This window comes from Vogesella sp. XCS3 (assembly GCF_020616155.1).
Taxonomy (GTDB): domain Bacteria; phylum Pseudomonadota; class Gammaproteobacteria; order Burkholderiales; family Chromobacteriaceae; genus Vogesella.
The window spans coordinates 24,051-41,672 of sequence record NZ_CP085531.1; the positions used below are offsets into that span (position 1 = coordinate 24,051).

The 17,622-nt window shown below is 51.4% G+C and carries 29 protein-coding genes; 3 read left to right on the forward strand and 26 right to left on the reverse strand.

All coding sequences use genetic code 11. From position 1 onward, the window contains the following. Positions 1 to 11 precede the first annotated feature (11 nt). Entirely contained in the window at positions 12 to 380 is a 369-nt protein-coding gene (locus tag LCH97_RS17920; protein ID WP_227305686.1) for a hypothetical protein, read from the forward strand. Positions 381 to 603: 223 nt separating this feature from the next. Here LCH97_RS17920 and LCH97_RS17925 read toward each other — a convergent pair whose 3' ends face one another. The 17 genes from LCH97_RS17925 to LCH97_RS18005 all read right to left on the reverse strand — a co-directional run bounded on the left by LCH97_RS17925 (position 604) and on the right by LCH97_RS18005 (position 9,418). Continuing rightward, positions 604 to 813: a hypothetical protein gene (locus tag LCH97_RS17925; RefSeq protein ID WP_227305688.1), complete on the reverse strand. Its 210-nt coding sequence runs from the start codon at positions 811 to 813 to the stop codon at positions 604 to 606. After that, complete coding sequence (locus tag LCH97_RS17930; RefSeq protein WP_227305690.1) at positions 788 to 1,144, reverse strand: hypothetical protein; 357 nt, start codon at positions 1,142 to 1,144, stop codon at positions 788 to 790. Before LCH97_RS17930 ends, LCH97_RS17925 begins: the two co-directional genes overlap by 26 nt. A gap of 25 nt (positions 1,145 to 1,169) precedes the next feature. After that, positions 1,170 to 1,439 carry a hypothetical protein gene (locus LCH97_RS17935; RefSeq protein WP_227305692.1) on the reverse strand — a complete coding sequence of 90 codons (270 nt, stop codon included), beginning with the start codon at positions 1,437 to 1,439 and terminating at the stop codon, positions 1,170 to 1,172. A 6-nt stretch (positions 1,440 to 1,445) separates the two neighbouring features. Next, entirely contained in the window at positions 1,446 to 1,682 is a 237-nt protein-coding gene (locus tag LCH97_RS17940) for a hypothetical protein (RefSeq protein WP_227305575.1), read from the reverse strand. A gap of 23 nt (positions 1,683 to 1,705) precedes the next feature. Further along, positions 1,706 to 2,029 (reverse strand): hypothetical protein, encoded by a 324-nt coding sequence (locus LCH97_RS17945; RefSeq protein ID WP_227305695.1) that lies wholly within the window; start codon positions 2,027 to 2,029, stop codon positions 1,706 to 1,708. A 16-nt stretch (positions 2,030 to 2,045) separates the two neighbouring features. Beyond that, on the reverse strand, positions 2,046 to 2,213 hold the full coding sequence (locus LCH97_RS17950) for a hypothetical protein (protein WP_227305697.1): 168 nt from the start codon (positions 2,211 to 2,213) through the stop codon (positions 2,046 to 2,048). A 28-nt stretch (positions 2,214 to 2,241) separates the two neighbouring features. Then, positions 2,242 to 2,490 carry a hypothetical protein gene (locus LCH97_RS17955; RefSeq protein ID WP_227305699.1) on the reverse strand — a complete coding sequence of 83 codons (249 nt, stop codon included), beginning with the start codon at positions 2,488 to 2,490 and terminating at the stop codon, positions 2,242 to 2,244. Positions 2,491 to 2,506: 16 nt separating this feature from the next. Further along, on the reverse strand, positions 2,507 to 2,758 hold the full coding sequence (locus tag LCH97_RS17960) for a hypothetical protein (protein ID WP_227305701.1): 252 nt from the start codon (positions 2,756 to 2,758) through the stop codon (positions 2,507 to 2,509). Between the two features lie 23 nt (positions 2,759 to 2,781). Beyond that, complete coding sequence (locus LCH97_RS17965) at positions 2,782 to 3,249, reverse strand: hypothetical protein (RefSeq protein WP_227305703.1); 468 nt, start codon at positions 3,247 to 3,249, stop codon at positions 2,782 to 2,784. 69 nt (positions 3,250 to 3,318) lie between these two features. Next, positions 3,319 to 3,750 carry a hypothetical protein gene (locus LCH97_RS17970; RefSeq protein ID WP_227305705.1) on the reverse strand — a complete coding sequence of 144 codons (432 nt, stop codon included), beginning with the start codon at positions 3,748 to 3,750 and terminating at the stop codon, positions 3,319 to 3,321. A 17-nt stretch (positions 3,751 to 3,767) separates the two neighbouring features. Further along, the gene (locus LCH97_RS17975; protein ID WP_227305707.1) at positions 3,768 to 4,076 is read right to left on the reverse strand and encodes a hypothetical protein; all 309 of its coding nucleotides are present in this window, start codon (positions 4,074 to 4,076) and stop codon (positions 3,768 to 3,770) included. A gap of 86 nt (positions 4,077 to 4,162) precedes the next feature. Continuing rightward, a complete protein-coding gene (locus tag LCH97_RS17980; protein ID WP_227305709.1) occupies positions 4,163 to 4,393 on the reverse strand; it encodes a hypothetical protein in 231 nt (76 codons plus the stop codon). Positions 4,394 to 4,796: 403 nt separating this feature from the next. Beyond that, the gene (locus LCH97_RS17985) at positions 4,797 to 5,363 is read right to left on the reverse strand and encodes a hypothetical protein (RefSeq protein ID WP_227305711.1); all 567 of its coding nucleotides are present in this window, start codon (positions 5,361 to 5,363) and stop codon (positions 4,797 to 4,799) included. A gap of 32 nt (positions 5,364 to 5,395) precedes the next feature. Next, entirely contained in the window at positions 5,396 to 6,076 is a 681-nt protein-coding gene (locus tag LCH97_RS17990) for a site-specific integrase (protein ID WP_227305714.1), read from the reverse strand. 246 nt (positions 6,077 to 6,322) lie between these two features. Beyond that, positions 6,323 to 7,861, reverse strand: coding sequence for a hypothetical protein (locus tag LCH97_RS17995; RefSeq protein WP_227305715.1), 1,539 nt, complete (start codon positions 7,859 to 7,861; stop codon positions 6,323 to 6,325). An 11-nt stretch (positions 7,862 to 7,872) separates the two neighbouring features. Beyond that, on the reverse strand, positions 7,873 to 8,640 hold the full coding sequence (locus LCH97_RS18000; RefSeq protein ID WP_227305718.1) for a hypothetical protein: 768 nt from the start codon (positions 8,638 to 8,640) through the stop codon (positions 7,873 to 7,875). A gap of 166 nt (positions 8,641 to 8,806) precedes the next feature. Further along, the gene (locus tag LCH97_RS18005; RefSeq protein ID WP_227305720.1) at positions 8,807 to 9,418 is read right to left on the reverse strand and encodes a hypothetical protein; all 612 of its coding nucleotides are present in this window, start codon (positions 9,416 to 9,418) and stop codon (positions 8,807 to 8,809) included. A 92-nt stretch (positions 9,419 to 9,510) separates the two neighbouring features. Here LCH97_RS18005 and LCH97_RS18010 point away from each other — a divergent pair, with 92 nt between their 5' ends. Beyond that, the gene (locus tag LCH97_RS18010; protein WP_227305722.1) at positions 9,511 to 9,870 is read left to right on the forward strand and encodes a ProQ/FINO family protein; all 360 of its coding nucleotides are present in this window, start codon (positions 9,511 to 9,513) and stop codon (positions 9,868 to 9,870) included. 24 nt (positions 9,871 to 9,894) lie between these two features. Next, positions 9,895 to 10,989 (forward strand): tyrosine-type recombinase/integrase, encoded by a 1,095-nt coding sequence (locus LCH97_RS18015; RefSeq protein WP_227305724.1) that lies wholly within the window; start codon positions 9,895 to 9,897, stop codon positions 10,987 to 10,989. A 445-nt stretch (positions 10,990 to 11,434) separates the two neighbouring features. Here the strand turns inward: LCH97_RS18015 and LCH97_RS18020 are convergent, their stop codons facing one another. From LCH97_RS18020 to LCH97_RS18060, 9 genes are all read right to left on the reverse strand, one after another. Then, entirely contained in the window at positions 11,435 to 12,142 is a 708-nt protein-coding gene (locus LCH97_RS18020) for a hypothetical protein (RefSeq protein WP_227305726.1), read from the reverse strand. A 49-nt stretch (positions 12,143 to 12,191) separates the two neighbouring features. Beyond that, a complete protein-coding gene (locus tag LCH97_RS18025) occupies positions 12,192 to 12,812 on the reverse strand; it encodes a DUF882 domain-containing protein (RefSeq protein ID WP_227305728.1) in 621 nt (206 codons plus the stop codon). 2 nt (positions 12,813 to 12,814) lie between these two features. Then, the gene (locus tag LCH97_RS18030; protein WP_227305730.1) at positions 12,815 to 13,519 is read right to left on the reverse strand and encodes a hypothetical protein; all 705 of its coding nucleotides are present in this window, start codon (positions 13,517 to 13,519) and stop codon (positions 12,815 to 12,817) included. 31 nt (positions 13,520 to 13,550) lie between these two features. Continuing rightward, positions 13,551 to 14,063 carry a hypothetical protein gene (locus LCH97_RS18035; RefSeq protein WP_227305732.1) on the reverse strand — a complete coding sequence of 171 codons (513 nt, stop codon included), beginning with the start codon at positions 14,061 to 14,063 and terminating at the stop codon, positions 13,551 to 13,553. 172 nt (positions 14,064 to 14,235) lie between these two features. Next, positions 14,236 to 15,546 carry a DNA-binding protein gene (locus LCH97_RS18040; protein WP_227305734.1) on the reverse strand — a complete coding sequence of 437 codons (1,311 nt, stop codon included), beginning with the start codon at positions 15,544 to 15,546 and terminating at the stop codon, positions 14,236 to 14,238. Positions 15,547 to 15,676: 130 nt separating this feature from the next. Next, complete coding sequence (locus LCH97_RS18045; RefSeq protein ID WP_227305736.1) at positions 15,677 to 16,375, reverse strand: competence protein CoiA; 699 nt, start codon at positions 16,373 to 16,375, stop codon at positions 15,677 to 15,679. Positions 16,376 to 16,378: 3 nt separating this feature from the next. Continuing rightward, on the reverse strand, positions 16,379 to 16,639 hold the full coding sequence (locus LCH97_RS18050; RefSeq protein WP_227305738.1) for a hypothetical protein: 261 nt from the start codon (positions 16,637 to 16,639) through the stop codon (positions 16,379 to 16,381). 67 nt (positions 16,640 to 16,706) lie between these two features. After that, positions 16,707 to 16,982 (reverse strand): hypothetical protein, encoded by a 276-nt coding sequence (locus LCH97_RS18055; RefSeq protein ID WP_227305740.1) that lies wholly within the window; start codon positions 16,980 to 16,982, stop codon positions 16,707 to 16,709. Between the two features lie 54 nt (positions 16,983 to 17,036). Continuing rightward, positions 17,037 to 17,399, reverse strand: coding sequence for a hypothetical protein (locus LCH97_RS18060; RefSeq protein ID WP_227305742.1), 363 nt, complete (start codon positions 17,397 to 17,399; stop codon positions 17,037 to 17,039). Positions 17,400 to 17,622 lie beyond the last annotated feature (223 nt).

Below are 17,622 nucleotides of genomic sequence, written 5' to 3' on the forward strand. Positions count from 1 at the left end.
GGGGTTAACGCATGACCAGCCACATTGAAATCGCACGCAAGATACTTTATCAGATGGGGGGGCCTCGCAATGTGACCATGATGACCGGCGCAGGAACGTTTCTAGCACTGGAACGAGGCGTCCAGTTCTCCCTGCCCTCCAAGTTCACCCAAGGCGGCATAAATCGCGTACAAGTCATACTGAATGACCAAAACACCTATGATGTGAAATTTATAAACCTCCGGCATGAGGACTTAAGCATCAAATCATCCAGCACCTACGAGAATATCCAGGCCGAGGATCTACGAACCGTCTTCATGAAGGAAACCGGCATAGAACTCCGCCCTCCGGTTGTCATTGCACCAGCCACTCCGCGACGGACACATGCCCTCTCTCAATAACGAAAGAGGCCCGTAGGCATCAGAAAGTCTCTGACACACTATGGGCCTCTTTCGTTGCAAACTTAAAACACCACTCCACATCTTGGCGCAAGCGCGTGACCGGATTCATCCGGTCTCACTGTCGGCAAAATTGAATCCGTTCCCCTAATCTACAACACCAAAAAACAACACAAAGCACCACACAAAGCACCACACAGGCGGCACCTGGCCGCAATATTTTCCCTCAGTCGAGGCCCTGCAGGGCCATGTCAATTTCTTCGTTGATGATGCGCAACGCTTCCTTGTCGTACTCGTCCAGCTCAGAACAGTCCAAGTCGCTGAAGCCAGCCTCTCGCAGCAAATCTGCAGCAAGGCCAGACTCGTTAGGGCCACGCTGGAGGTGTACTGCCGCATACAGCACGCCTCGCTCAAATTCTGTGAGTTTTTTGGCCATGGCTAATCTTCCGTTTAGGACTGATTTTCTTTATCGCTTTAGTCGCATCAACAAATGCCAAGGACAATTTGATCGTTGCTACATACCATGACACCGAAAGCAGAATGTAAGTCGCAGGCACAGTGATCGGGACTTCAGGCATCGGGAAGTTGTGCGCACTCCCCACGTCATTTGTTAAAAACATCCAGAACATGAAAGCACCAGCGGACATGAAAGTAGCGCCAATTACGTTGAGCACTACCGGCAAACCCCATCGGGCTTTTATGTAAAAGAAGATCACCCTGTACACCACAACGGCCAGAAATACCCCTGCAAATGCAACGCCTTCCATCACTCTCCTCCTGATTTCCCGCTGGTTATGCCGACACCACATCGGCAAGAAATTCTTTCGCTTCGCGCTCTGTACGGAAGGTAGGAGCCTCCTCGCAGGGCACCGGCCCGGCAATGCCTGGCCGGCGCTGAAACTCCCCGATGTACCAATGAAGGTGACGACCGGAGCGCCGCAGGCCATTCCGCACCGTATCGGCTCCACGTGGGCCAGGGCAGACCATCAGCTTGCTCAAGTCCCTGCCTGCAATCAGCGCTTCTTTGGCCTTGGCCAGTTGTTCAGCTCGTGTCGGGCACATGGCTATCTATTCCGTTCCGTGGATACGTTCATATGCGGCCAGTGGATCTCGGCTAGACAGTTCAGCAAGCTGCGGGGCAAGGGCGTGAAGCACGTTCCAAGCCTGAGCGATAGCCTTGTGTTCCTCCCGGAAATACTGGATCGATACCAACTCCTCAAGCGCTGCTTTCAAGCGATCATCGGACAACTCTGGCACCTCGGCGCGGGGCACGTATTCGACTCCATCAATCAGCACAGTTGGCATGGTCGTTTCCGCTGCATTACCAGTCAGAAGACCGACAGAGCTTCACTGAACTGCGAATAGTATTTTTGGGCCTTGGATGTCTTGGGTTTCCCTTCCGCAAAGGATTCCAAGCTGTTTACCAATGTCTGGCATTCTTTTACTGTGAGTCTGACAAACAAGGTCTCAGATGCGGTTTCAAACTTCACAGCGAGGGCTTGTACGCTCTTTGCACGCCGATTCGAGGCAAAGATCTCTTGTAGATGTCGCCCAAGCGCCTTCAAATCTCGCGCTGGTCCTGTGAAGATATGATCGCCCCCATAGAGCTGATCACCATCCCGGTCAAGCTGTACGAACATTTCAATGGCCATGGTGATTTCCGAGCTATTAATTGAAATACGCTTCAGCGGCAGGAGTCAGCGAAATCTGAGCATCGTAGCTACTCGGCACATACCCAGAAACGAGTCCCTTTTCTTGCAAAGCCGCGACACTTTTCTCCACTAGCATCACATGCCTGTCTAACTGTTCAGCGAGTTGTCGGATCGTTAGCGTCATCAAGTACTCCTACTGTTTTCGGATCCGTTCAGAATCTAGCCAACATGCCATCATTGCTATCAATCCAGTGTGTCGGCTCGAAGCCCTGCTCAATAGCAATACGCCGCGCATCAAGGGGCGTGACCGCATTATCGAGGTCAACTTGTTTGACCGACTCACCATCGACAACACGCAAGTAAAACGCCTTGCTCGGGTTTCGCTGAGCAAAGGCACGGTCTTGCATTACTACGACCTGAGCCGGGAAATCTTTCGGGGGAGTTGCGTCTACGATTTTCATGATGTTTTTCCGATGGTTAGAAGTAGTCGTAGTCAGCGTCTTCCGGCCAGTCGATGGCATCCAGTTCCGCCAAGGCAATCTTGATCTGCACCTGGGCGGCAAGCAGCTTACGGCGCAGTGGGTAGCCTTGGTCGTGATAGATACCGCAGCCGTTCAAGCTGACGCCGCCAGATAGCTCTTCGTGGGCGGCATTCCAAGCGGTTTGCACTTTGTTGCAGCCCTTTTCGGCAGCGGAAATTTTGGCCTTTGCTTCTTGCTTGGTGCTCATTGCTGGATGTCCTTTTCGAGGTGTCAGTCTCTGTGATTTTCTTCGAGTGCCGGGTCGATCCTGGCTGCAATAGCGGATCGGGCAGCATCCTCCGGTTCGTCGCCGGCGTCGAATCGAGCACTGAACCATGTGTAGCAATCGTCCACCATGCCTGGGCGACCACCCAACTGGCGGAGAGCGCGCTCCGCATCGCGGCACCATTCTTCCAATCGCTCGTTGCGATCAGCAGCGGCTTGCTCCTCTTCCAGCCGCTGACGACATTCATCCACCAGAGCCATGAAAGCGGGATCGCTTTCGCCGTGACGACGGAACGAAGCCATCATGTCAAATGCAGCAGTAGCATGCGCTTCATCCAATCCAACCAATTGGGACAGCCCCACTTTGTGGGCTGAGCCTCGCCACAGGGAAAGCACCAGGGCGCGAAGCCAGCTTGCCGTGCTGTAATAGCCAAGCACCTTGTCGCGGTGCGTTAGAAACGGGGACTGTGCCATTTTCTTATTCCTTGTTCTCCGGCAACCGGCCAGGCGGCGGGCGCCACCTGGGCGCGGTGGTTTCCGCGATCAGATGGCGAGCCGGTTGAGTGCTTCCAGCATCGCCCCCTTTGTCTTGAAAATTGATTGAAGAACCGGCACTCGGTCGAACAGCGCAAGAGCGTGCGCCTCCGACGTTCCCGCATCGTAGTGCTGCCACGCTTCATCCAGCTTTTTCGGCTCGAAGTGGAGGAACTGGTACACCGGCATTACCTGACATGCGTACAGGTAGCCGAGAAGATCCTCATTTCTGGATTGCGGGATGGAGAAATCGGCACTCCACTCGACGTTTTCGCCATACTCGCCAAGTGCCGCAACAAGTGCTGTATCGTGCCAGTGAGATAACTCTGGATAGAACTGCCGCATCCCGGCAGCAATCTGTCGATCGTAGTCATCGCTATCTTCACGATCAAAGCGAGCTTCGGACAGCAAAAAGTCCGCAGGGGGTAAACGTGTCGGCATGTTTTCTTTTCCGGGGTCTAGGCCGCGTGTTCGCGCAACTCGTCGGCCAGTTCCTTGCGGCCAGCTTCAATCAGCTCTGCAATCGGTTTGCCAAGCTTTGCTTCGCAGAACTCGGCGCTAACATTGCGGTCATCAATGATCGACCGTTCAGCGTCCAGCAGGTCAGCAATAAAGCTTGTTTTGCCTTCGAATGCCGGAACTGCATCCCACTCGACTTTAAGGTCTTCATCGGTCAGAAAGCCTGCACCACCGAGGGTGATGAATTCGTTGTTTGCTTCATCCACGAACGTCAGTTGGATGTAGCCTGCGCTTTTCTCGTTTTGCATTTGCTATCTCTTTCTGCCGGCTGGGGCCGGCCAATTTTTCCACCGCGTTGTTGATGACTTAATTGTGGTACGCAATGCGTACCACGTCAAGCGCTTTTTGATGCCTTTTTCATACGTCTGCGATGTTCTTGCAACACTCGCTCAATGGCATCACGCACAAATTGGGACATGCCCCGATAGTTCTTAGACTCAACCGGCATCCGGTACGTCTTCAGGGCTCTCGGAGCTATCCCGGCTAACTCGGCAAGGCGATCCCACTCGACGCCAAGTTCGGTTTTTACGGCTTTCAGATATTCTTGCTGGGTCTGTTCTTCCATGCTTCTCTCTTGGTACACATTGCGTACCATTTAGCTTACACAACATATCTGTACACAGGCAACAAAAAACCCCGCCGAAGCGAGGTTCAATGTTTCTAAGCCAAAAAACTAGGCCGTCTTGAGCTTTCCCGGTGCCATGGCAAAACCTTTGCCTTTGACTGTAGCCCCAGTACGCTTTGTCTTACCGACGAGAACCCCCGTCGCCTCACCAGCGTCAGGTGTTGGCCGAATACCCAGAGAGGCCAAAAATTGGGGCTTCGTCTTCACCGCAAAAGCCTCTACTCGCGCTTTCGCAGCCTCCACGCTTAGAGCGCCATCTTTCACATGCACTCTCATTCCGACCCGCACTACATTCTGTTTACGGACTTTCATAAGAATCTCCTTTAAATTCAATATCTCACGACTATCCGGCATGGTCAAGCTGGCGTTCAAGGCGCAACAATTTCTGCCCTTTTTTCACCTTGTGGGTGAAGCCTAGCTCCCCATAGAAATCAACCAAGCCATCAACCGGCTTTGCGATGCTCAATGTGGTACAACCAAGAGCCGCTGCTTGTAGTTCAAGGTAACGTATAGCGACTTGAGCAATCCTCCCCGTCAGTGGCGTATCCCTCTCAGGGTTTGCGGCCAGGTAATGAATCGACGCATACACCCTGTTCCGACTCACCCGACCGAGGACCAACCCGCACAATATCGCCCCTTGGCCATCCAACCAAATTGCCGCCTCTACCCGTTTTGGCCTACGCTGGAACTTTCGTACTTCCTTGAGCCAACTCCATCCTGGTATGCGATCACGCGGGTATCTCCAACCATCCGCCTCAGTTGCTGCTGCATCCGTGATCTTGGTAAGGCGAATTGCAATCTGGACCGTGTCGTAAACGTCTTTCTCTACCTGACGATAGACCACATGACGGATTTGGCTAAATCTTACCTCAGCCTCATGCAGGGTCTCTCGTTGCGCATGTTGCGTCATCCTGTTCTCTCTATTGTACGCATTGCGTACCATTATAAGGCGTATTCGTACATCGCACGAAGTCGTTTCTTTTCGACTTGAATATAAGCAGCCGTCACATCGATGCCGCTGTTGTGGCCAAGCAGGATGGCGACCTGCTCTAGTTCCAATCCCTTTCTCAAGAGCGCACTAGCAAAACCTCTGCGGCCAGCGTGGCTACTAGAAAAAATGCCGGCGGCGCGATACAACTCGCGGAATCGCGCCTCTAGCGCATCTGCTGCCCAGTAGTCCATCTTGCGGCCATCTGGCAGCGTTCTGCGCTTACGCACCAGCTCGAAGCCGCCTCCACGGTGAGTCAAGAGCAACCGGGTATAGGGCATCAGCCCACGGTACTCGCTAGAGTCCAGAGAACAGCCAAGCCGGTATTTCAACCGGTAAGTAAGATAGGTTTCGATGGCGACACGGAGTTTCGGGTTCGTGAGGAACACTACTCGCGCACTGCAATTCTTGGTTATGGCTGCCCGCAATTGCAACTCGTCGCGCAATCTGCCCATTGGTGTGAGCACGTCCCTCACCTCAAGGCGCGCAACCTCCGTGACGCGAAGGCCCGCGCAATGGGTTAACAGGATGGCGAGGCAATCGCGCTCAGGGAGTCGGCTTGTGGCCTGGGTAACATTCAAAACGTGGCGCAACTGAGCAGCGCTCAGGATTGGTGCTCGCTTGATAGTGGCCATTATTGCAAGAGTCCAAAAGGAAGACAGTCTGCTCCCCCATTTTGCACGACTCAATTCTACTCAAATTGCATCATCTGAATAGATCCCAAAACGGGCCTGAAGCCGCCGCGATCCAGCAGGAATGACACACTCGCTGGGATGCTTGTAAAAGCTACCGTCCTCGGAAAAACCATCAAGTAACCCTAGCGACTAAGCATGCCTCATTACAAAAACCCCGCCGAAGCGGGGTTTTATCGAATGACCGGTTCAACCAAGACTAGGCAAACTGCCTGGGGCCGACACGGGGCGATTAGCAGCCTGGATCTCAGACTGTTCCATAGGCATCGACTGAGCCAGCTCATGGTCAATCACAAAGCCACATTGCTCAACGGCAGTGATCGTATCCATTACGAGACCAAGGACAGTCTTCTTCTTCTCGATCTCATAGCTGAGTGAGCCATCCTCGAAATCATCAGGAGTCCATTCGTCCCTCAGGTCGATGACTCCTTGGCCATTGTATAGCGCCGTACTGATGGTCTTCAGGATGGCAATCGCCCGATGCAACTCGTTTCGGTTTTCGTACGAATCACTGCACGTCTGATCCGCCAGACGGTCTAGCTGGATCTCTTTCTTGTGGACAGCGATCAGCGCTTGGGGCAACGCATACGTCATTCCAGCCTCGATCAGCTCCTTCGCGACCTTCATGCAGACATTCGGGGACACAACACTTGAAAACGCACGTTCTAGCTCGGCATCGCTAAGATCCTGGACACCCCCCTCCACCAGCTTGTACAACACTACCCCATGATACCCCCGCGCTGAGAGTAGCTCTTTAGCGGCCTCCGGCAAATGCGGTGCTGCATACTGCCGCAGCTGACTAACAAGCTCGTCCTGTTCGTAACAGTCAGCTGTCAGAACATCGTGGAAGCCATTTTGAGTGATGGTCATCATTTCGCAGCTAGACGGTGCGATCTGCTTCATGATGATGTACCGGCTCTCATCCAGAGAGCATACAAAAGTCTCTCCAATTCCCCAGCAACCGCTTGACCGCACTTTCTCAGCCAGATCATCAACGGAGGGATAGTGCGCGATCTTACTCGGATCTACGTCTTCATCATGAGAGCTAAGGATGCGAGCTACTTCAGCATTTCCCAGTGCAGGCTGTAGCGACTCAGACGCTATCGGAACCGGCCCTTGTTGCATTTTGTCCTTATGCTGCTTCTCAGCAAGGCGGCGAATTTCCCCGACAGTTTTGTGTGAAAAATCAGGGTACTCAAAATCAGGTATGAGTTGAATCAGCGCGATGGCAAAGGCAGCGTCATGATCATATAGATCCTTGACGGTAGCATTACCATCATACCCCTCCAACGCCACACCCAGCGGCGACGCATAAAGTGAGGAACCATCTAACGAGACATCAGCTGGCGTTTCGAGGTCTATCTCACCAATGTGTTGCTCATAGTAAGCAACCAACCGATTGATGTTAGCCAGCGCACTTTCTGGGAGCGCCCAATCTTTAAGGCAGGCCTGAGCGATGGCATCTTGATTCAAAACGTCAAACACGTCAGCATTGTTGCCACCGCCCAGGCTGGCCAATGTGTGCTTGACCATGGCATCAAGATCGCCTTCGTCCTTCAAAAATGCAACAAGACGCCGCAAAGCAACGTCTGCATCTTTGCAATATCCACTTTCTCGCGATCCGGGCGTCTCCACACCCTGTTCGAAGCAGCTTCGGCCAACATACCAACCGGCAGCTGATTGCATCACTTTCAAGCGCGAATAAACATTATCTCGATTTTTACTCACAAGATCCTCCATTAGTCGTGTTTGAGAGAGTGCTGGCTAAGCACCTGACATTTACCATCAGCCTTGGCCAATGCAGACTTACCTTCTTTCAGGACGCCATCAAAGCCTTCCGCGCCCGACTCTTCGATGGCTGCAATCAGCTTCTTCAGCTTGTCGTAAAGCTCGGGGGCTGCCTCTCGTTTTTTCCCCGCGACGGCTTCACACGCAACTACAGCCATCTCAGAAATGTATTGCCCCAAACTAAGTTCTTCGATGCAACCTTCGACCCAGCACACAGAGACATCCTTCTCTGTGCTACCCCACAACTCAGGAGAAGCTTTTGCCGCGTCAAACAAGGCGGCCAGGTCCGGAGTTCCATCAGGCTGAACGTCGGGAGTAATGACTTCTTTCGAAGCGTAAAGATCATCCGTCATGACCAGTGCACGGAAGAACTTCAAATCTGCGTCCAATGCCTGGATATCCAATGCTTTCTGGATGGTCTTGAACGTGACTCGTCCAGTGGCAGAGTGCGTCTGATAGATGGTGAACAGCTGATCTTCGAGGCCAGCATCTGCAAGCATCGTCCATACATCATGATCGAGTGCCGCCACCAGACTTTCGTTAGCGCCAATCGCCCCGAGAGGGTAAGGACTAATGCCGTCGATGCCACTCACTTTGACGGTATCAATGATGTCCCGGCCCTCGCACTTCGCATCTTTATCGAAGGTGATCACGATGTTGCCGCCCTCGATCTCTGCACGCTTGATCACCCGTTTCAGCTCTTCATTCGATACGCTCATAGCCACACCCTACTTTTATCAATGCTTTGTTATGTCTTAGTATATACTAGACAATAACATTATAAATAAAAAAGCACGGTAATGCCCAGCCACCTCTGGCTGCACATTACCGTGCTTTTCTTTAACCTGCCCACCCTCTCAGAGGGCGGAGGAAAATGCAGAGCTGTCAGATCCCGTCGAGTCGCGCCAACATCTGCAAGCTGTACTGCAATCCGGCTGCGCCTTCACCCACTGGGCCGAATGGCACAACCGCTAGCTGGCCATTCTTCAGTACAACTTTCTGACTGAGGCTCATCGTGCGCACCGCTGGCAACTGGACCTTAAGATCGCCATGGCCAAGATCCTGAAAGGACACCTCGCTCTTCTCCGCCACCAGGTCAAACAATAGGCCGCCATCAGACATCAACGTTGGGATGAGACTGACAGAAAATCCGTCTTTTACAGTCCCATAAGTCCGCTCAACCTTGCCATTTGCCTCTTCTGCTTTAGCCACATAAGGCAGCTCGGCCCACCGTCCAATCGGAACCGGCTGCCCGTCTACAGTCAGCACCGACATGGAAACGATATCTTTGTCCCCTTTCATGAGATGCAATTCAAGCTTGATTTGCTTGTCCCCATGCCCGGCGACAGCCAGCTTCCCGCCCGAGCAGCTCATTACCTGCCCACCGACCTGGGCGATAGCACCATCAATAGAACATACATCGCCAGGCTTGCTCTCTGCGTTGACTGAAGCGGCCAGAGCGGCGACAAGCACACAAAAAATCGATTTCTTCAGCATCACATTTCCTTGAATTAAAGGCTGGTTAATCGGTGGAATACTGCACTAATGTTTGATATTATAATCATTATATCAAACTTAACAATAGAAAAATGACAACCAAGAACCGCACAAAAACCACCCGGCTTGTCTCCAGCCTAAAAAAACGTCTGGAAGGGCTATACCCCCACATCTTTGCCACCAGGAACCCTCGGGACGTCCGCCCACTGGCCATCAACATCCACGACCAACTAATTCATGAGCTAGGGCTTTTGACCGGCAGGCAGAGGTATGCTCTTAGAATCGTGCTTAATGACTATTGCAACACGCTTGCCTATCAATGGGCGCTGGCCAAAGGCCGCCATCGCATTGACACCAATGGCCAGCCGGTAGCACCAGTCGAGCCACACATCAAAAAACAAGCATTTGCCGCAATTCAGAAATCCATCAAGGGCCAACCCAAGGTAGCATAGGGCGACCATCAAACGAGCAGAGTCATGGAATCTGGCTACAACCGCTCAGACAGCGGCATCCAAAATATTGCAGCCTCGTCAGACATCGAGGCTGTATCTGCATGGCTAAATGAGTTCTGCGACTCTCCACGTACCCTCAGAGCCTATCAAAAGGAAACGGATAGACTTCTTATGTGGGCAAAGCAAATTTGCCGAAGCCCACTATCTGGCTTAACCCGAGAAGACTTCCAATCTTATGAGACATTTCTCGCCACCCCACTACCCTCCTGGTGCGGGCCGGCCAGGCCTAGAAATCACCCGGAATGGAAGCCATTTGTAAAAGGGCTGTCAGCGCCATCCATACGGCACTCACTCCTCATACTTGGCAGCATGATGAATTGGCTCGTTCAAGCTGGATATCTCGCTACCAACCCACTGGCCCTTGAACGTCGCCGCAATAGAAAAGGAAAACGTCGCCCGATCGACCGCTACCTGGATCAACCCACATGGCACGCAGTTCTCGACTACCTTGAAAGCATGCCAGATTCATCTAGCAAGCAGCTTAGGCAAAAAGCTAGGGCAACCTGGTTGGTTCAGCTTCTCTATCTCACCGCGATACGCCGCTCAGAAGCGGCAAGCCTTTCCACGCGTGATCTATCAAAACGGTACGATCCACGTACTGGGGAAACCGAATGGTGGCTAACTGTGACAGGAAAAGGGGAAACAGTTGATCGAATTCCATTTATTCCAGAGCTTGTCACCGCAATGCGTACATATCGCAAGGCATATGGCCTTGAAGAATACCCATCCCCAGATGAGAAAACCCCTCTTGTCATAGGCCCCAGAGGCCAACACGTATCGGACAAAACGATCTTCCGAATCGTGCATAACATTTTCCATGGCGCAGCCGACGCGATAGCTGCCCGAGACCCTGAGAGGGCTGTAACTCTACGTTCCGCATCAACCCACTGGATGCGACATACCAGTGCTACACACCAACTAGACAATGACATTGACCTGAGGGTTGTGCAGTCGGTGTTGCGACACAAGAGCATTCAGACGACCACACAGTACCTGCATACCGACGAAAGCCACAGGCACCATCAGTTACGTCGGCTGAAAATCCGAAGTGATGTATAAGTAAATCTACGGATAGCATACAATTTAAAATTAAATTATCATCTTCAAGCAATTAACAAACTCTTACAAATAACTACAATTATGGCTTGGCACTTAGAAGATGATGTAGGGGTAATCCTGTCAGGGCGCGAGGATGAATGCATAAGCTTCATGCACAAAATGCGCCAACAACATAGTGATGGCTGCGAAATTAACGTTAGCGGCAGCCTACGCTTGGTCAATCATAACGGCTCGGTGGTGGCAACCCTCCTTGGCGAAGCCAAGAGGCGCTTCGCAACTCTCCAGCGCCCCATGTCAACAACGTTGCCAAACTAAGCCAGCAAAACCCATAAGTCATACGCGCCACTCAGAACAGATTTAACGCTTCCGAGCGACATGTGCATCCCTTACAAAAATTAGCGGCCACTTTGTGGCCGCCAAACATGTCCCGAAGGGATAGAAACCTTCACAAAGACGGGGAGGAAGAAGACACAAATAGGTTGTTACCACCCACGCCGAACAGGGATGCGATTTCTTCTCCTGAGACGTCGTTCGCCAGGCTATCTTGCTGCTCGATATTAGCCACAACCGGAGCAACATCAGGCTCCACCATATCCAAAGACCGGAAGAATCGATTCAGATCAGCTTCGCTAAGCTCTTCCTCGACCTCCATTTCAGTCGCTTCATGCTGCGGACCCTCACCCTCATAATTAGCAGCAAGCGTTTTAACTACTAGCAGCGATTCACGCGCAATCATCATTCGGCCAGAGACCAGCTTCGACTGTGCGCGCACCTCAAGAACGTTAAGCCTGCTGTCGATCACGGCTTCATATGCATCAGCTGCTCTTTGCTTATCCTGCACACTAGACTGCTTAGCCAAAATACCGCTTCCCACAGCCAGTACAACTGCGACGGGCACAACAACTGGTGCTGCGACTAGCGTTGCCGCAGCGATTGAGGCGAAGAGAGCTACTCCGCTACCAAGCATCATAGTTTGCACAGAACTTCCGACTTTACCCGGCTGCCCCGGCATGGCATCGATCAGACGTACTAAGGTGTCCGGCGTCTCACCCAGACCTTTAAGCAGATTGGCCAGTCGGGCTGGCTGCATGCCAATTTTTTGCTGAGCAAGCTCGACAGCACTTCCCCAATCATGCGCGATAGAGGCATTCATTTATCTCACCAAATTGTTATGCTTAGATACCAATTATAGTAAACATTTTTTACCCTTGCCAATATCTAATACGTCCAGTATCAATATGAACGAAGCCCCTCCCTGGGTAGTAGCCAACTCCGCCTGCTCGTAATGCAGCCGCCATTTGCCATAGCTGAGTCGTAGTCAATCCACGCACACGCACATCCGCCGCACGTCCAGTGGTATGCATCGAGTTTTTAGCCGCTCCTTCGATACCAAGGTTACGCACAGCGTTACGATAACCAGAGGTTACAACCAACGGCTCAAAAACGCTGTTGGCCAGATACCAGCTTTGAATTGCGTAAAGCATGTTAAGAAGGCCAAGATCTATCTGCTTAACCTCACCAACCGCAACATCTCTCAACATAAAGCAGGCCTCAGAATATCCATCCTGCAGCCAGCCTTCGTGCGGATGCCAAAGCAGCAAACGACGCCTCTCCCCAGTAGCTTGCCGGTGAATTACCACCTCGCGTGGCCGCTGCCATATAGCTGCAAAGGGATTATCTACCGAAATGCGAACAGCAAGTTCTTCAGCATCTGAGCGCTCTGAGAGAGCAGAAAGGCCGGAGAGCATCAGAAATGCGCCACCGGCCTGCTTGAGAAATGTTCGTCGGGAAAGATCCCCAGGCAAAGAAATGACTTTGTCCATGGTCACATTGTCAGGGTAGAGGCCGGCTTAGCAGTGCGGGTAGGTTTAGCAACTGCTTCGGGAGACTCCCCATTGAGCAGTCTGCGTACTTGAGCCTGCTCGGCCTCTCCTAGCGCGCTCATGCGCCGCTCAACACGCTCTGCCAACCCCTTTGCGCCATGAGCCTCTTCCAAGGAAACATTAATCATCAAATCTTTTCTGAACTTCGCATTGCCGCGCATCTTGAAGAAGTCCAACAAGTTCTGATCAACGTTAACCTGCTTCTTCGGCTTGGGTTGATTGGCCTGCATAGTTTCAGCCAGCTTTTTGACATCCCTGGCTGAAATAGGAGTGACATCAGCAGGCTGAATTGCCATGTCAACCATCTTGCGCGTCAGTGTCGTATGCCCGGAAACTGCCGCACGTCGAACGGACGGAGCGTGAAGTGCGGTGATGGGGGCGCTGCTCATCGGGAACATAATCGAAAGGGGTATGCTTCCCAATGCATTCTGTGACTTAAGCGCTTCCGATCTCAAAAACAGCTTGGCCAAATTACTATCGGTCATGGTTGGTGGTGGCCCACCCTCCAAAAACGCCTTTGCCTTCCACTCCTCAAAATCACTGGACATCGTTGCTGGCACTTCACCCATGAAATACCAAGCTCGCATTTCCTCAGGCAGAACCGCTGCAAGCTGACGCTCATACACAGGTATGTTTACAGTTGACATTATTCACACCCTCTTGTGCTAGATCCGATCATTACCGAATTACGCCTTGTTCTTTGAGAGCTGGCACTTCACCAGAAGCAACTTGCTCCATCGTCTTCATCAGCTGGATGAGCTGAGACAAACTGGCCACCCCAGACACACTCAGACTTGGCATTGCACTCTGCTGGAGGATAGTTGCCTCCGCCTCACCCTTAGCAGCGACAAAGTTGACTATCGGATCTTTATCGGGGGATTGGCTTTTGGAAAAACCGACCACAACGAAAACCTGCTCACTCGCCAAGACTCCGTTTTCACCTCGCTTGACCCCTTCCTGCATCAGGCATATCTCATCACCCAATGCAATCCGCTCCATATAGGCCACATAGCGCCGGACCTCAGAAAGGCTCATCACGCCAGCAGGCTGAAACTGAGGCATACAGCGCTTTGCGAGGCTTGTTGCGATAGTCGCAGTATCTGCGATGACATACACCGAACTCGACGCGAACGCCTTTTTCAGCTTAGCCCAGAAGCCCGCCACCAAGAATACGCGGCTGTCATCATACATAATAATTCCCTCACTCACTCGTTTGAGTGACCAGACGTGTCGCTTACATGATATAGGATTTGTCTGGTTTTTTAGTCTCGTTACTATTACAGTGTACCACAAGGCCGAGAAAATCCAGTTTCTGGCACGTGGCCATCCACTAACACCCTTCACATCAGTCTAAGCTTTGCACCTAGGCCGTCCGATAGTAACCACCGTTCAAAGTCATCTCTCTCGTCTCAACCAGGTGCCCCAAGACTTTGCGGAGAGTGCTCGCAAGACTCGCATGCGCAACAGCCCCGCCGAATTCCTCTGCAACAAGAGCACTCAAATCGAACAGTGTACGTTGCTCTTCTTGCACCAGACTACGCACAATAGAGGTAATTTTCTCAGCAACCTCATCATCATTCTCGCCATCAATTTCATCATTTTTTGAAGTGCGCTGAGATAGCAACCCCTCTATGCGCTGGTGGAGATTTTTGACTTCTTCCTTTGCATCATCAGTCAACGCCGAAAGAAGCTTAATCTCTCGGTCTTTCGCAGCAACCTGCCTATCAAGATCAGCAAGACGAAGACGCAGCCGAGTTTCTTCGGCACGTAGCTTTTCTACGGCCTGGGAATGGGCATCAATCAGCTGCTGGCGTGCAATTGCCATCTCACGCCGCTCACGATCTACATCCTCGTACAGCCGGACCCGGACACCCTCAAGACGCTCATATGCCAAGGCCTCTCGTCGCTCGGCATCAATTCTAGCATCTGCAATTGCAGCACCCGCCCTCTCCTCAGCGGACCGAGCAAGCGCCTCGGCACGCTGATTTGCCATATCAACAAGCCTCAAGCACTCCTCATTCGCAAGCCTCTCCGCATCTCTCGCATCCCGCGCATCTTGGATTGCCTCAACAGCCCGGCCTTCAGCGAGCTGCCTAGCCTCTTTCTCCACTGCGAGCCTTGTCTCAGCCCGTGTCAGTGATTGCTGAAGCTGAACAATCCTGGCATTTGCGTCTCGAAGCTGGTCATCCTTCAACTCACTTTGGCGGCTCATCTCTTGCATTTCTGATAGCCACCCAAGCCGCTCTTCCTCCACCTCGGCAATCTGCAAATCAAACTTTGACGAAGCTAGTTTTGTTGCCGACTCCCAGAAGGAAACAGCCTGCATTGCTATCTCTTCAGGGACTCCAGCAAACTGCGCCCCGGCTGCATTCTTATGCTGGACCATGGCGTCAATGGTTCCAGCCCGCCACTCTTTTAGATATCTGTTTATGGTAGTTGCAGAGCCGGACCCAATGGCAGCTCGAACACTCTCCACCACAGGCCACTCCCCCTGCCCCAACAGGCGGTTGCAGGCCTCGTAAACAGCTTCCTTCATGTCGCGAGCCATGGCGACCCCCATCATCACTATTTTGATGATGTAAATATACACCAGTATGACGTTAATTTTATAATGATTTTTGGTTTTTAATCCGATAATGCCCATTACAGGATGTGTAGCCGCAGTCTCGTGCAAAGTAGGCGCAAAAAAACCGGAATTTGCCGTGAAACAATTTCGGCAAATTCCGGTTTTTTACTTAAAATTCAAAAGATTAGAACACAAAAAATCGGCAGTAGTTTTTTCGTGAAACAACTGCTCAAGCCTTCTAGTCAAAAGCCCAGGAACCGCCATTGTATTGGTACGTACCATCAATGATGGCGTTCAGCCAAGCGCTCAGTGTCGCCACTCGACCTAGGCCGAAACATACCGGTCGATCACCATCGTCAAGCAACATGGCCACAGGCAGCTCCGGCAACAAACCCGTGCCAATACCGCCAGGTGGAAATCGACCTCCGAAGTTTCGCTCCAAAAGGAGTCGAGTCGTAGATTTCGATAAGGTCGCGAATACCCCCTTACGGGCCAGCCAGTAGCACTCAACCCCAGACTCAGTGTATCGATCATGGCGTCGAATAAAATCACGCAAGTGCTGGTAGGAACATTGCAACTCTATCGCAATACTACGACCACCAATTGAAAAGAGAACATCAGCCTCCCACTTTTCTCCTCTCGGCGACTCACCTGGCACCTCATCCCGCCCAACGATACCAAGACTATTTAGCGCAGCAAGCACTGCCACCTTGCCAGCCTGATGCCATAGCGACTCTGGTGCTGTTGCACACTCGACAGAAAGATGTGAGAAAAATTGCAATCCATTGATACTCGTCTTAAGAACAGCCGGAGCCTTGCAGCAAGGCATCACAAACTCACCCAACTGCGCCGTCTGCTTTAATACCTCCCAATCCCCGATAGAATACATGCCCGCATATACTGGCCTGCCGTCACGAGTCCAAGCTGATGTAGCCATAGATTATTTGCATTCGATAATCAGGTTACGCCTCACTAAAGGGCCAAAACCAGTTGGAGTAATACTCTCATTGCGGTCAACAACCCGATAAGGGCCTTTGCATGATTCTGAGGCTGTTTCGTAACATGCCGCCCACGAACTTGCAGACCCATCACACTCAACAACAAACCCCTGATTTCCATCAGGGGTTTTTATGGGATTAGTTGTAGAAGCACAACCTGCAACAATAAGAGCTACCAATGCAGATAACACCATTTTTTTCATACGCTCACCCTCAAATTAGCCATTTTGCTAGTGAATCTAATCCTCAGCACAAAACCAAAAACTCAGTTCAAATAAAATACTGCGATGAATTTTCTTGCGCATAACGCTCCTGTCCGTGATGCCATGCATCCGGAAGATCATACATCCTTAACATGGCCGGCACAGACCTTCCAGGGGAGAAGTAGCCCGCCTGCTCTGCACACCTCCACGCATCAATTCTATGTCGATCAAAATCCTTTGAGCCAAAACGTTTCAGCATGATTTCAACGCCCATCATAAATGTAGCAATTCGAGCATTGACAATCAACTCAAGAACACAGGGTGCAGCAGGTCGAGCACTCATGTCAAATCCATATGCTATCTTTCGACCACACTATTTCTGGGGAATTTCACACCACTACGGCCCATCAGGTAAAAACCCAGAACGACGTGGCTTAACTACTTTATCTTGGATTTTTTTTGTGTCTCTCCAGGCAGAAAATTTTGTCGAAAAATCCTCTACATTTTCAGCGCTTAATATGGGCTCATGAGAAATTATTTGATCATCCTCTAGCTGGTACAAAGAGAATCTATCATTGCAATTAAACTCACGGCACGATCTCACAGGGTGATCAACCATCAATTTCCACTCGCCACTATCAGACAAGAAAGAAGGGCAAATTTCATTGTGCCATGAATCATCACGAACAAATCCAATTACCTGCAGAAGTCGAATTACATCCTCTTCTAACAAAGGAAAATTTGGAAACTCTTTCTTCATCAAACTCAAATCCATCACTCACTCCATTTGACTTTTTTTTGCGGGCAAGCGCCGCACCGCTACACTATTCCCCATCCATGGAATAGTAGTACCACTTAGCTATTAAGGATCACTAGCCATCAAGGTCACATCGCCACCACAGTTACAGTGACTGTAGAAACTTCAAAACCACCAGAAGTCAATTGATCTCACTGCATGAAAATGGTTTACTATGATAGTAACT

Bases quoted from the DNA above. Each gene is read 5' to 3' on its own strand.
- LCH97_RS17920 (WP_227305686.1), top strand. From the start codon at position 12: ATGACCAGCCACATTGAAATCGCACGCAAGATACTTTATCAGATGGGG.
- LCH97_RS17925 (WP_227305688.1), bottom strand. From the start codon at position 813: ATGGCCAAAAAACTCACAGAATTTGAGCGAGGCGTGCTGTATGCGGCA.
- LCH97_RS17930 (WP_227305690.1), bottom strand. From the start codon at position 1,144: ATGGAAGGCGTTGCATTTGCAGGGGTATTTCTGGCCGTTGTGGTGTAC.
- LCH97_RS17935 (WP_227305692.1), bottom strand. From the start codon at position 1,439: ATGTGCCCGACACGAGCTGAACAACTGGCCAAGGCCAAAGAAGCGCTG.
- LCH97_RS17940 (WP_227305575.1), bottom strand. From the start codon at position 1,682: ATGCCAACTGTGCTGATTGATGGAGTCGAATACGTGCCCCGCGCCGAG.
- LCH97_RS17945 (WP_227305695.1), bottom strand. From the start codon at position 2,029: ATGGCCATTGAAATGTTCGTACAGCTTGACCGGGATGGTGATCAGCTC.
- LCH97_RS17950 (WP_227305697.1), bottom strand. From the start codon at position 2,213: ATGACGCTAACGATCCGACAACTCGCTGAACAGTTAGACAGGCATGTG.
- LCH97_RS17955 (WP_227305699.1), bottom strand. From the start codon at position 2,490: ATGAAAATCGTAGACGCAACTCCCCCGAAAGATTTCCCGGCTCAGGTC.
- LCH97_RS17960 (WP_227305701.1), bottom strand. From the start codon at position 2,758: ATGAGCACCAAGCAAGAAGCAAAGGCCAAAATTTCCGCTGCCGAAAAG.
- LCH97_RS17965 (WP_227305703.1), bottom strand. From the start codon at position 3,249: ATGGCACAGTCCCCGTTTCTAACGCACCGCGACAAGGTGCTTGGCTAT.
- LCH97_RS17970 (WP_227305705.1), bottom strand. From the start codon at position 3,750: ATGCCGACACGTTTACCCCCTGCGGACTTTTTGCTGTCCGAAGCTCGC.
- LCH97_RS17975 (WP_227305707.1), bottom strand. From the start codon at position 4,076: ATGCAAAACGAGAAAAGCGCAGGCTACATCCAACTGACGTTCGTGGAT.
- LCH97_RS17980 (WP_227305709.1), bottom strand. From the start codon at position 4,393: ATGGAAGAACAGACCCAGCAAGAATATCTGAAAGCCGTAAAAACCGAA.
- LCH97_RS17985 (WP_227305711.1), bottom strand. From the start codon at position 5,363: ATGACGCAACATGCGCAACGAGAGACCCTGCATGAGGCTGAGGTAAGA.
- LCH97_RS17990 (WP_227305714.1), bottom strand. From the start codon at position 6,076: ATGGCCACTATCAAGCGAGCACCAATCCTGAGCGCTGCTCAGTTGCGC.
- LCH97_RS18000 (WP_227305718.1), bottom strand. From the start codon at position 8,640: ATGAGCGTATCGAATGAAGAGCTGAAACGGGTGATCAAGCGTGCAGAG.
- LCH97_RS18005 (WP_227305720.1), bottom strand. From the start codon at position 9,418: ATGCTGAAGAAATCGATTTTTTGTGTGCTTGTCGCCGCTCTGGCCGCT.
- LCH97_RS18010 (WP_227305722.1), top strand. From the start codon at position 9,511: ATGACAACCAAGAACCGCACAAAAACCACCCGGCTTGTCTCCAGCCTA.
- LCH97_RS18015 (WP_227305724.1), top strand. From the start codon at position 9,895: ATGGAATCTGGCTACAACCGCTCAGACAGCGGCATCCAAAATATTGCA.
- LCH97_RS18020 (WP_227305726.1), bottom strand. From the start codon at position 12,142: ATGAATGCCTCTATCGCGCATGATTGGGGAAGTGCTGTCGAGCTTGCT.
- LCH97_RS18025 (WP_227305728.1), bottom strand. From the start codon at position 12,812: ATGGACAAAGTCATTTCTTTGCCTGGGGATCTTTCCCGACGAACATTT.
- LCH97_RS18030 (WP_227305730.1), bottom strand. From the start codon at position 13,519: ATGTCAACTGTAAACATACCTGTGTATGAGCGTCAGCTTGCAGCGGTT.
- LCH97_RS18035 (WP_227305732.1), bottom strand. From the start codon at position 14,063: ATGTATGATGACAGCCGCGTATTCTTGGTGGCGGGCTTCTGGGCTAAG.
- LCH97_RS18045 (WP_227305736.1), bottom strand. From the start codon at position 16,375: ATGGCTACATCAGCTTGGACTCGTGACGGCAGGCCAGTATATGCGGGC.
- LCH97_RS18050 (WP_227305738.1), bottom strand. From the start codon at position 16,639: ATGAAAAAAATGGTGTTATCTGCATTGGTAGCTCTTATTGTTGCAGGT.
- LCH97_RS18055 (WP_227305740.1), bottom strand. From the start codon at position 16,982: ATGAGTGCTCGACCTGCTGCACCCTGTGTTCTTGAGTTGATTGTCAAT.
- LCH97_RS18060 (WP_227305742.1), bottom strand. From the start codon at position 17,399: ATGAAGAAAGAGTTTCCAAATTTTCCTTTGTTAGAAGAGGATGTAATT.